This window comes from Microbulbifer mangrovi, assembly GCF_002009015.1.
GTDB classification, from domain to species: Bacteria; Pseudomonadota; Gammaproteobacteria; order Pseudomonadales; family Cellvibrionaceae; genus Microbulbifer; species Microbulbifer mangrovi.
In genome coordinates this window covers 1-11,676 of record NZ_LZDE01000231.1, presented here as the reverse complement: position 1 = coordinate 11,676, position 11,676 = coordinate 1, and the positions used below count along the sequence as shown (strand labels likewise).

Sequence of the window (11,676 nt, the reverse complement as noted above, 5' to 3'; positions counted from 1 at the left end):
CGCCAACCGCGGCGAAATTGCCTGTCGTATTATCCGCACCGCACGTCGCCTCGGCGTCGCCACCGTAGCGGTTTACTCAGATGCAGACGCCAATGCCCTGCACGTCCAGCAGGCCGACGAAGCCGTACACCTCGGCCCCGCACCGGCCCGGGAATCCTACCTGGACATCGACAAAGTCCTCGCCGCCGCCAAACAAACCGGCGCAGACGCCATCCACCCCGGCTACGGATTCCTGTCCGAGAATGCCCACTTCTGTCGCGCCTGCGAAGAAGCCGGCATCATCTTCGTCGGCCCACCCGCCGCCGCCATCGAAGCCATGGGCTCCAAATCCGCCGCCAAGCGGATCATGGAAGACGCCAACGTGCCTCTGGTACCGGGCTACCACGGCACCAACCAGGACCCCGGTATTCTGGAAGGCCACGCCAACCGTATCGGCTACCCCGTCCTGCTGAAGGCCGCCGCCGGTGGTGGCGGTAAAGGCATGCGCCGCGTCGACAAGGCCGACGAATTCCACGCAGCCCTGGACGCTGCCAAGCGCGAAGCGCAAAACGCCTTCAGCGACGACCTCATGCTGATCGAACGCTACGTGGTTAACCCGCGCCATGTGGAAATCCAGGTGTTCTGTGACAAGCAAGGCAACGGCGTCTACCTGTTCGAGCGGGACTGCTCTGTGCAGCGCCGCCACCAGAAAGTCGTCGAAGAAGCACCGGCACCCGGCCTGCCCGCAGAAACCCGTAAAAAGATGGGCGAAGCTGCACTGCGCGCTGCCCACGCCATCGGCTATGTAGGCGCCGGCACCGTCGAATTCCTGCTCGATGCCAGCGGCGCTTTCTACTTCATGGAAATGAATACCCGCCTGCAGGTAGAGCATCCGGTCACCGAAATGATCACCGGTCAGGACCTGGTGGCCTGGCAGCTCGCAGTGGGCGCGGGAGATCCTCTGCCACTGGCGCAGGACGACCTGCATATTGTCGGCCACGCCTTTGAAGTGCGGATTTATGCGGAAGACCCGGATAACGACTTCCTTCCCGCAACCGGCAAGCTGTTGCGTCACCACCCGCCGCGGGAAGACAGCGCCGTGCGCGTGGATACCGGCGTGCAGACCGGTGATGAAATCAGCGTCCACTACGACCCGATGATTTCAAAGCTGATCGTGCACGGGCGCAACCGGCGCGAAGCCCTGGTCAAACTGGACCGTGCACTGCAGCAGTACCAGATTGCCGGACTGCGACACAATATCGAATTCCTGCGCCGGGTGATCAACCACACCGCTTTTGTAAACGGTCGCGTCACTACGCACTTTATCGAAGACCACGAACAGGAAATCCTGCAACAGGAACAGCAACTGCGCGCCCAGCAATGTGCCGCTATCGCCACCTTCCTGCACCTTCGGGAAACCCGCGCACAACACCGCAGTGCGCCCAAGGCGGATCCCTTCTCGCCCTGGCACAGTGGCAGTAACTGGCGCAACGGGCTCACCCTGTGGCGCAGTCAGAAGGTCGAAGTGCACGGTCGCGAAATCGAAATACACTTTAGTGGCAGTGATGAAAACCTGCAGTGGCGCTGCGATGTCGCCGTGGATGCCCAATACGGCAACGTGGTTTGCCCGCACGGACACAACGTAGCCATTCTCGATGGACGCCGCGTGAGTTACACCAGCGTGGCTCAGGATCACGAAGGAACCGTATTTGTCAGCGGTGAACAGGTGGATTTCCGCATACTGCCACCGGATACCGGCGAAGCCAGCGAAGCGGGGCACGGCCTCGAGGCGCCGATGAATGGCACCATTGTCGCGCTGCTCGCAGAGCCCGGGGAAGCCGTCAGCAAGGATCAACCCCTGCTGGTGATGGAAGCCATGAAAATGGAACACACCCTGCGCGCGCCCAAAGACGGTACCGTCATCCAATATCTGTGCGCGGCCGGGGAACTGGTGGATGGCGGCAGTCTGCTGGTTGATTTCACTGCCGAAAACGCAGAGGCCTGAATATGACACTGCCAGAACGCGTCAAGATTGTTGAAGTCGGCCCCCGCGATGGTCTGCAGAATGAAAAGCAACCCATCTCCGTGGAGACCCGGGTGCAGCTGATCGACCTACTCAGTGAAACGGGATTGCAGGTGATCGAAGCCGGAAGTTTCGTCAGCCCCAAATGGGTGCCGCAGATGGCCGCCAGCGAGGAAGTACTCGCGGGTATCCAGCGCCGCCCTGGTGTCACATACAGCGCGCTCACCCCCAATATGGTGGGCTACGAGCGCGCGCGCGATGCCAAGGCAGACGAGGTAGCGGTGTTTGGGGCGGCTTCCGAAAGCTTTACCCGCAAGAATATCAACTGCTCCATCGAGGAGAGCCTCGAGCGCTTCCGCCCACTGGCGGAACAGGCTCGCGCCGACGGCATCCCGGTGCGCGGCTATGTGTCCTGCGTGCTCGGCTGCCCGTACGAAGGTGAGATCAAGCCGCAAAAGGTCGCGGAAGTCAGTCGCGCGCTGCTGGATATGGGCTGCTATGAGATCAGCCTGGGCGACACCATCGGTGTCGGCACACCGGAAAAAGCCCGTGCCATGATAGAAACCGTGGCCAGGCAGGTGCCACTCAAGCAACTCGCGGTCCACTTCCACGACACCTACGGTCAGGCGCTGGCGAACATCTACGCCGCCTTGCAGGCCGGTGTTGCTGTGGTGGATTCCGCCGTGGCTGGCCTCGGTGGCTGCCCCTACGCACGCGGCGCTTCCGGCAATGTGGCGAGCGAGGATGTTCTGTACATGCTCGATGGGCTGGGGATCCACACCGGTGTAGACCTGGGACGGCTGGCAAAGGCGGGCAACTTCATCTCCAGTGCCCTGGGACGCGAAAGCGGCTCCAAGGTAGCCCGCGCCATCGCCGGCGAGTGCGGGGTGATCGAAGGGGACTGAGCGCAGCAGCCCGCGCGGTTCAATCGGGGCGAAATAAGATTGCGGTCACGGGATTCATCTCGATCTGCTAACATCAGCCGCTTCGCCCCAAAACGCCTGAAATTTGACCGCATGAAAGCCTTACGTATTATCCTCATCGCCCTTTCTGCCCTGTTGCTGCTGGTGGCCCTCGCAGCCCCCGGACTGATCGGCCCCAAGATCGAAGAAGTTCTTCAGCAGCAGCTGGCCAACCAGCCCAATATCGAGCTTACCGGCTATCAGCGCGGCTGGTTCGGCGCCGAGGCTCTGGCCCGACTCAAGGGCAAGGACGGCGCCTCGGAAACCCACACCGATATCCGGCACGGGCCGGTGCTGTTTACCCGCAGCGGCCCGCGCGTGGGTGTGATCTACGGTGAGACCCGCCTGACCGGCAAGGAACTGGAACCGGCCCTGCGGCGCCAGCTCGAAGCCTACTATGGCCCCATCGACACCGATGTCGAAAACACCCCGGTCATCCTGGAAACGCTCGTAGGCACCAACAACCGGGTGACCAACACCCTGCACCTGCTGCCCATCGACCGCAACGAAGCCGATCGGCAGATCCAGTTTGCCGGCGCACGTATCCAGTGGGTCACCGACTACCAGGGACATCAGCAAAACAGTCACTTCGAGCTGGGCGAATTCGTGCGCATGGACGGCCACCGCGAATCCCTGTATGTGGAATCCGCCAAAGGCAACTTTGAGTTGGCTCCCAGTGGCGCCGGCACCCTGCACGCCAAATTTCCGCTGGTGCGCACCAACAGCGATTCCGGCCCACTGGAACTGCGCGATGTTGAGTTCGACTACACCGGCAAGCTGGTAGCTGCCCGCACCCTGCACGTACAGACCGAGATCCAGTTGCCGGAGATTCAATCTTCCACCCCGGCCAGCGCCCTGACCCAGCAAATGAACCTGCCGGCGATCAGCTACGACGACCTGCACCACTACCTGTACACCGCAGTCCTTACCCCGGCAGCCCAGCGCAGCTGGCCCCAGATATTCGACCGCCCGCTAAAAATACAGCAGCAGCTGGATATCGAAAGTGCCAATGGCCCCATGCAACTGCAGCTGGATGTGGACTGGAAAGGAATGCCGAGAAACCGGCAGGTACAGAACGACAGGCTGTTCTGGCTCGACCATCTGAACGGCAGCGCCAATATTACCGCCGCGGAACAGGCGCTGATGCAGTCTCCGCTAATCATGCAGGCCAGTGCCCTGAAGCAGTACGGTTTCTTGAAAGAGAGCAACGGGGAACTGTCCATGCACCTGCAACTTGAACAGGGTACCCTTGAGGTCAACGGCCAAATGCTGCCCGCGGACCTGTTCGTGCTGGCACTACTGGGCAGCATCTGAACCTCGTCGCCATCACTGTTCCGCAGGCAAAAAAAAGAGCGGCCAAAAGGCCGCTCGAACTTCTCTCACCGTTTACCGGTACTACCTCAAACTGTTTGGTTTAACTTTCCACCGACATTCCTGCCAGCCCTCAAGAGTAAGCCGGGCGGTTGTCCGACAGCGCCAGCCAGCCGCGAATCACCCGGTAGACCATCCACACCCAGCTGATTCCCCACACGGCAAAGCCCACCAGAATCCATACTGTTGCCCAGCCCACCACAAACCACAGCAGGCTGTACCAGAAGGTGCGGATCTGCCAGCGGAAATGGGATTCTGCCAGGGTGCCGCGCGCATCACCGCGCTTGGCGTAGTTGATCAACACACCGACAAAAAACGGTACCGCGGTAAACAGGCTGATGGCCTGGATCAGGTATACAAGGGTGGCAACATCGCGCGCCGAGCGTTCACGCTCGGCCTGTTGGGGGGCGGGGTACTGCTCAGACATGGGCTCGCGGTTCCATTCAAGACGTTCAAAAATTCAGCCGATAGTGTATGCGCAAATCGCGCCGGCGATAACAACGTTCTGCCGCATCCTGCCGCGGCAGTCCCGGTATTTATCTCAGAGCCCACTCGGTGTGTACATTTTTCTCCCGCCAGGATTTCAACTGCTGTATCGAGCTGCGCATCAGGCCGAGGATCTCGGTGCGCTGGTGACGGCAATAGTCCCGCTCGCTGTCGATGGATAACCGTGCCGACAGCGCCTTGAGGCGACTGGCGACCACTTCCAGGCCCACGCTCTCCGCCTCGGCGGCGATCGCCTGCGCCTGATGTTGCGCATCCAGCCAATGTCGGCCGGTCAGTGAACTGGTAAAAGCGGTGATTTTTTTGGGCAAACTGGCAACGCGATCGCCGAGCAGCTCCGCAAAGGCCAGATGGCCGAGGGTATCCCGCTGGCGCTCCAGGGTACTAGAGTTCAACACCTTAGCCGCGCGCGCGGGTTTGCCACTAGCCGGTTTGTTGCCGCGGGTCTTCTGTTCTACCCAGCTCAACAATTGCAGCAGCTGGCTGTCGCTGGGTTGCGACGGCAATACGCCACTCAGGCCGCGGCCCGCATAGCGGTTACGATCATCTTTACCCACGCTATCCAGCATACCGAAGATCAACAGGCCATCTTTGGCAAAATCACCGCGGATCTTGCGCGCAGTTTCCACCCCATCTATCAGCGGCAGGCGCACATCCATCAGCACCAGGTCGAAACTCCCCTTCAACGCCGCTTCAGCCCCGTCGACACCGTTGGTCTCTCGCCGGACTTTGTGTCCACACGCTTCGAGGCGAGTGCGCAGGCTCGGATGGGAGTCGTTCTCTACCAGCAAAATCTGCAGCTCGCGCAGGTTGTCGTCGTCACCCTGGGCGCTGCGCAGCGAGCTCGCGCCCGGCACTTCCGCTGAAGTGCCCTGGCCCGCACGCTGAATCTCCTCGATATTGCTGCGCAAGGTACGGCACTGCCCCAGCGCCGCCTCCGCGAGGTGACGGCCCTCTTCGTCACCGCCGCGGGCCAGCAGGCTCATGGTGCTGACCAGGGTTTCCAGAGGCTGGCGCATACGGTGGCCGGTGATGGAAAGAAAGTCGCGGTGCTCTTCCTGTATCTGCTCCGCGGATACTCGTGCCTGGTCCAGCTGCTTGTCCCGCTCCATCAGTTCATGCGTCCGCGCCTGAACCTGACGGAACAGCTTGGCATTCTCCGCCTGCAGGTCCGCCATGCGGGTTGCGGCCGCTTCTTCCGTGGCCTGCAGCTGAGCCCGGGCGCGCATTAGCAGCGCGCTACAGGCCACCGCGATCAGCACTAGGGGAATTATCCAGGCCAGTGGCAACCGGGTTTCCATCAGGAGGGACTCGCCGGGGAACGCCAACGCCAGTGCGGGGCAGGTAGAGAATAGTGTCGCGTAGAGGACACCAGCGCGACGAAAGAAAGCGCTTCCAGAGTTTATGCGTGTACTTGAGCTGGCACTGGAACAGCTGCTACTCGCCGAACGGCAGTAGGTCATGGTCATTCATCCTTGTAACCACATGAAATTACGGGTTAATCCTGCAACCCGGTGTGAGCCCTACGTTATTACACCGATTCCTGGTGCCGTTATATTGGACTCTTAACTGTCATTTGTGACGCTTGGAACAGTTTTTCTATATCTGGCGGACACGTCACTCAACATTTCGCTTTTAACGCAAAGTGCGTGCACACACAAGTCTATTTTACGCCATAGATTCCCCTCGCGACAGGGGATGGCCTGAGCATCTTATTATCCACGCTTTTCCGGCCACACAGCGGCGGCGTATGCAGCGCCAACCGACTGGCGGCCGGATATCTGAAAGTAGACCAATCACGAGGATTTCGCAAAAGCCGCGCCGCCGCTAGCGACGCGGCAGGGCTCGGATCAACTCGCGGAAACACGCTCCGAAGTCTCTCGCCTGCCAAGCCACAGTCGACGCAGGCAATCCAGATACATGCCGTAGGGGCGGCCGAGGGCACCGGCGATCAGTACGAAGGTGAGACACGCAGTGACAATCTCCGTCATAGATGCGCCCCCAAGGATCATATTGAGGGTATACAGGGGCAGCTGGAAGCTCAGGAACACAAATGTATCCACCGCATAGTTGTGCAGGCCACCGCCGCGACCAAAGCGCGACACCACCCAGTTGCGATACATACTGAACGGCCGTGCAATAACCGTGTTGAACAGCACCGCCAGCAGTCGAACTTTGATATGCTCGCGCCAGCTCATCCCCGCCAGCAGCAATTCGATAGGGATCGCAATGGCCCAGGAAAAGCTGTTCATGGCAAACACGTCCAGTAGCCACTCCTCACGGCGGGTGCGACGGTTGTGCCGCTCGTTGAGCTGGGCATTGGTAGACTGGCTGGTCTCGACCGGCTGCTCATCTTCCAGCACCAGTACCGGTGGCGAAACAGGGATGGCGTCTGTGGCCTGTGACAGGGATTGCGGAGACATGGTTACATCTGACCCGGTATACGACAGGAGGGTAACCCGTCGAGTTTCTGTTGGACATTATTTAGCCGCTTTTGGCGGCGACGGCGATTATATCCACAAAATCCGTAATTACTAGGCCCATCCTGTTAAACTTTTATTTATATCTATATATCCATCCTAAATTTTACGACTATTTAATACACTCATATCGATCAATCCTATTCCCCGAAACGCCCGTCTTCCACCAAACAGTTACTGCTCCACAGGCCACAAGCCATTACACTGCCCCGTGCTATGCAACTTCGTGCATATCGACTTTGAGGAAGTTTGAAGCGCCTGCCATGTCATTGCGATTTGCCGTACTCACCCTGCTGGATATCGAACCCGGCAGTGGATACGACCTTAAGCGCCGTTTTGAGCGCAGCATCAGCCACTTCTGGAGCGCCAGCCACCAGCAGATGTACCGCGAGCTGCATAAACTGCAGGGCGAGGGTTTGCTGGACTGCACGGAGCAGTCCCAGGAGGGGCGACCGGACAAGAAGGTCTATCACCTGACCGAGTCCGGCCGGCGCGCGCTGGCGGATTGGGCGGAGAAACCCGCTGCGGTACAGAAGATCCGCGATCCCTTTCTGATCCAGCTGTTTGCCGCTCACCATCTAAGCAAGGCGCAACTGCGCGAGGAATTGGAGCGCCATCTGCTGGAACACCGCGCCCTGCTGGTCACTTACGAAGCGCAGAACGCGCGTTTCTACAACCGCCCATTGGAACAGCAGCAACGCCTGTGGCTCGCCCATCAACCACTGCTGCTGGGTATAGAAACCGAGAAGACCTGGATCCGCTGGGCAGAGCAACTGCTAGAGCGACTTGAAGGAATAGAAGGAGACACGTCCACTACTGGAGATTGAATTGGTTGCGCAGGTGAATCGCCAGGGAAAGTAACAGCAGGGTGACCACCCATACCGTGATATAGATTTTCATAGAGCGGTGGGCCGATTTCTTTCGCCACCAGGTACGCGGCTCAATGCCCTTCAAAAGAAACACCAGCTTGCACGCCAGATTCACGCACACCACGTTCACAGCCAGCAGCAGCCCCGCCCCTGCGGCCAACTGCCACTTACCCGCACCGATCATCATGCCGAAAGTGGCCGCCGGCGGCAGCAGGGCCACCGCCACCATCACGCCCACCAGTACACTGGACAACCCCGTCGTCATGGAAAGCGCTGCCGCGGCACCGGAGGCGAGCGCCAGAGCCACGGAGTCCCATCCTACGTTAGTACGTGCCAGTATCTCCTCGCTGTAGGCATTCCAGGGCCACACCAGTCCGATAAGTACCGAAATACCGGCCGCAACCAGCACACCTACCGACAACGAAGCCAACGCACTGCGCATCAGTGCCGTGTCCCCCAAGGCCGTACCCAGCCCGAATGCCATATTCGGCCCTAGCAGAGGCGCAATCACCATGGCACCGATAATGACCGCCACATTGTCTTCCAGCAACCCGATAGCGGCGACCAGCGTGGAAAGCACCACCAGCACCAGGTAGTCCCGGTCGAGCCGTGCGCTTTTTTCCGCACTCGCGTAAAGCGCCTCACGCGCAGCCAACGCCGCATCTTCTTTCTTACGCTCCTCCTCACTCTGCTGGGGCAGCGAGACCTCCACCGGTATCACCAGCACCCGCGCGCCGGCTACGCTCTCCACCAAAGGCGCGAGCATGTCCAGCGCCGATTGCACCTTGTCGTCACTCACCAGCATACGCATGCTCTGGTGCCCACTGGGAACATGGGCGTCCAGGCGGAATTCTTCTGCGGTACAGGATTCTGCGATAGCGGCTATGCGCTCCGCATCTTTGGCATCGGCGAGGATAGCGAGGAGTTTCATAAAGTGCGCCTACAACAACACCGGCATTGGATGCACAGGGCTAGAAGGCATCGGCGGGGATATGGCACACCACTTCGATATTGTGTCCGTCCGGGTCCAATACGTAGGCGCCGTAGTAGTGATCGTGATATTCGGGGCGCAAACCGGGTGCACCGTTGTCCTTCCCCCCGGCCTGTAATGCGGCGTCGTAAAATGCCTGCACCGTTTCCCGGTCCTCGGCGCTGAAGGCGATATGCACGCTGGGAACCGTACTGGAGCCGCCCTTGATCAACAGCTGCGGCTTGCCGCCCCAGCCAAAACCCGCCCAACCTGAGATTTCCGACACCAGTTCGTAGCCAAGCGGCGCAAGTGCCGCCTGGTAAAATGCCTTGCTGCGCTGGTAGTCGTGCACGATCAGTCCAATATGATCCAACATGTTCTCTCTCCCTGCCGCGACAAAACCCGATCCCGTTTCCGGAAAATCAGTATAGAAGGCCCGACGCAGGAAGGTAGGGCGAGGAAAAACGCGGTAAAGAAAGAGTCAGACCACCTCGAAAAAGGAAAGCGCGCCAAAAAGGACTACGGCGGTACCGAAGAGAAACTGCCCCAGGATCAGGGCGCGGATGGCAAAGGTGTAGCGGATAAAACGGTGCTGGCTGTGCAGGTCGCGACTGAAGACGCGTGCGGTTTCCGGCAGCTGCTGCTCGACGGCCCGCAAACCCGGTACAGCGAGATTCAACAGTGCCCGACTGCGCAGGTCCATCACCCAAAAAACTACAGAGACGATCACCACAAACCCGCCCAGCAAAACCAGAATCAGCGGATGGAAGCCTTTTTCCACGGCAGTAAATACACCACCGTCAGCGAACATTGATAACACGACAAAAAAGTTGAATGCCTTGAGACGCTGCTCGGCGTTAAAGCGATAGTGGTCACAGAGGTACTGCTGTTCATTCACTCTGGAATTCCTTCTCCTCCAGGAAGTACCGCATCACGGTGCTTGCTTGGCGATACGTTTATGGACATCGTTGATGGATTTCACCGCGGCCGAACCGTACCAAGGATGCAGCTCCATCACCAGGCTACCGGCTTTTACCGCGGGATCACTCTCGACCAGTTTGCGTGCTTCTTCCACAGTATCCACGTCAAAAACATAGATACCACGCAGTTCGCTGCCGCCAAAGAACGGCCCTGCGAGAACCAGCACGCCCTCATCGGCCAGGCGCCTGATATTTGCCATGTGCGCACGCTGTAGTTCCGCAGCCGCTTTTGCATCCCGATCCCGGTTCGGACCCGCCTTTAGTAACGCCATGACATACCGGTGCATACCGTAATCATCCGCGCCCAGCCTGTTTGCCAGCTCTGCATCGTAGGTGACACTGTCGGCGGCCGCCCCAGCCTCGCTGGCAGTGGTACTGCTAGCGATCAGCAGCATGCCCAGGATCAAAATCAGGCTCGGGGAGTAGCGGGTTATTTTGGTTTTCATTATTTTTCTCGCAAGTGTTTTTCTGGGTTTGCTCAGATTCGCATTGCGGGGCGATGTCAGGGAACGATCAGGATATCAGTATTCGCGCGCCCCAAAATACGCTCGGCGGTATTGCCCAGCAGGAAACCTTTTGGTCCTTTGCGTACACCGCGCCCCACCAGGATCATGCGAGCCTTGTTGCGGTCTACCACGCGATTGACCTCGGCGGCGGGCTTGCCGGTGACGAAATGGGTTTGCTTGCAGGCAACGCCACTGTCCGCTATGACCTTGTCGACCGCTTGTAGCAGTGCGCCGGCCTGCTCGCGGAATTTGTCCAGATCCTTGATTTCACCTGGCGCGGGCACACAGGCCACTGCTTCGAGGTCGGCATCTAAAAGTTTGCCGAATTGTTCACCGAGCTTGAGTGCACGCTGGTTGAGTTCGACGTGCAGGGCATTGTCAACGGCGGGGTCCAGTGCGGCGACGATGCGATCGCGCTTGATCCAGTGGGTGTTGACGGCAAGCCACAGCGGTGTGGGCAGGCTTTCAATCAGGCGCCAATCGATGGAGCCGAAGCCACCGCGCCCGAATTGTTTCTGGGCCGTCTTCACGACCAGGTCTACCTGGTTGTCGGCGAGGTATTCGAGGGTCCATGAGGGAATATCGTGATGCCAGATGACTTCTGCGCTAGAACCTTCTGGAAGGCTGTATTCCTCTTGTAGAGCATCCAGCCACTGGCCACGCTCTTTCTGGATCTGATCGGTAATATTGAGAATCGACCCGGACAGCATTGGAATAGACACCACGGGCTCGTACACAAAACTGACCAGTTTTAGCTTGGCACCGGACTTCTGCGCCAGTTCAAGGGCGCGCTCCAGGGCGATCTGTTCATGTTTTGGCTTGTCGAGGATGACGAGAATATTCTGCATGCGGCCTCCGGTGCTGCTGAAAATTATTTCACTACCTTTCGGACAATTAAATCACCAGCTTCTGGGTTTGTCTTGGTTTCAGATCAAGTGTGGTGAATTTTAGTCTGTGGTACAGATTGTTTTCGCTCTGTGGCGGTAGAGCACCGGGTATGGCTTTTCGAAACCGCTGTGAATACGTCCCTGT

Annotated in this window: 12 protein-coding genes; 4 read left to right on the top strand and 8 right to left on the bottom strand. The window is 59.1% G+C overall.

Going from position 1 to position 11,676, the window contains the following annotated elements; all coding sequences use genetic code 11:
• The 3 genes from B4U49_RS03320 to B4U49_RS03310 all read left to right on the top strand — a co-directional run.
• Positions 1 to 1,984: acetyl-CoA carboxylase biotin carboxylase subunit (locus B4U49_RS03320; RefSeq protein WP_078083154.1), on the top strand; the 1,984-nt coding region annotated here is incomplete at its 5' end.
• A gap of 2 nt (positions 1,985 to 1,986) precedes the next feature.
• Positions 1,987 to 2,907, top strand: a complete 921-nt coding sequence (locus B4U49_RS03315) for a hydroxymethylglutaryl-CoA lyase (RefSeq protein ID WP_078083153.1) — start codon at positions 1,987 to 1,989, stop codon at positions 2,905 to 2,907.
• Positions 2,908 to 3,018: 111 nt separating this feature from the next.
• Complete coding sequence (locus B4U49_RS03310; protein WP_078083152.1) at positions 3,019 to 4,278, top strand: DUF945 family protein; 1,260 nt, start codon at positions 3,019 to 3,021, stop codon at positions 4,276 to 4,278.
• 130 nt (positions 4,279 to 4,408) lie between these two features.
• Here the strand turns inward: B4U49_RS03310 and B4U49_RS03305 are convergent, their stop codons facing one another.
• From B4U49_RS03305 to alaE, 3 genes are all read right to left on the bottom strand, one after another.
• Positions 4,409 to 4,762, bottom strand: coding sequence for a DUF4870 family protein (locus B4U49_RS03305; protein WP_078083151.1), 354 nt, complete (start codon positions 4,760 to 4,762; stop codon positions 4,409 to 4,411).
• A gap of 109 nt (positions 4,763 to 4,871) precedes the next feature.
• Positions 4,872 to 6,302, bottom strand: a complete 1,431-nt coding sequence (locus B4U49_RS03300) for a hypothetical protein (protein WP_158078543.1) — start codon at positions 6,300 to 6,302, stop codon at positions 4,872 to 4,874.
• 387 nt (positions 6,303 to 6,689) lie between these two features.
• Entirely contained in the window at positions 6,690 to 7,262 is a 573-nt protein-coding gene (gene alaE / locus B4U49_RS03295) for an L-alanine exporter AlaE (RefSeq protein WP_078083149.1), read from the bottom strand.
• Between the two features lie 320 nt (positions 7,263 to 7,582).
• Here alaE and B4U49_RS03290 point away from each other — a divergent pair, with 320 nt between their 5' ends.
• Positions 7,583 to 8,146, top strand: a complete 564-nt coding sequence (locus B4U49_RS03290) for a PadR family transcriptional regulator (RefSeq protein ID WP_078083148.1) — start codon at positions 7,583 to 7,585, stop codon at positions 8,144 to 8,146.
• Here B4U49_RS03290 and B4U49_RS03285 read toward each other — a convergent pair.
• From B4U49_RS03285 to B4U49_RS03265, 5 genes are all read right to left on the bottom strand, one after another.
• Positions 8,133 to 9,119, bottom strand: coding sequence for a TIGR00341 family protein (locus B4U49_RS03285; RefSeq protein WP_078083147.1), 987 nt, complete (start codon positions 9,117 to 9,119; stop codon positions 8,133 to 8,135). The genes B4U49_RS03290 and B4U49_RS03285 overlap by 14 nt on opposite strands.
• 40 nt (positions 9,120 to 9,159) lie before the next feature.
• Positions 9,160 to 9,534 carry a VOC family protein gene (locus B4U49_RS03280; RefSeq protein ID WP_078083146.1) on the bottom strand — a complete coding sequence of 125 codons (375 nt, stop codon included), beginning with the start codon at positions 9,532 to 9,534 and terminating at the stop codon, positions 9,160 to 9,162.
• A gap of 105 nt (positions 9,535 to 9,639) precedes the next feature.
• Positions 9,640 to 10,056 (bottom strand): RipA family octameric membrane protein, encoded by a 417-nt coding sequence (locus B4U49_RS03275; protein ID WP_078083145.1) that lies wholly within the window; start codon positions 10,054 to 10,056, stop codon positions 9,640 to 9,642.
• Between the two features lie 33 nt (positions 10,057 to 10,089).
• A complete protein-coding gene (locus tag B4U49_RS03270; protein WP_239692458.1) occupies positions 10,090 to 10,584 on the bottom strand; it encodes a YciI family protein in 495 nt (164 codons plus the stop codon).
• Between the two features lie 56 nt (positions 10,585 to 10,640).
• Entirely contained in the window at positions 10,641 to 11,492 is an 852-nt protein-coding gene (locus tag B4U49_RS03265; RefSeq protein ID WP_078083144.1) for a universal stress protein, read from the bottom strand.
• Between the last annotated feature and the right edge of the window lie 184 nt (positions 11,493 to 11,676).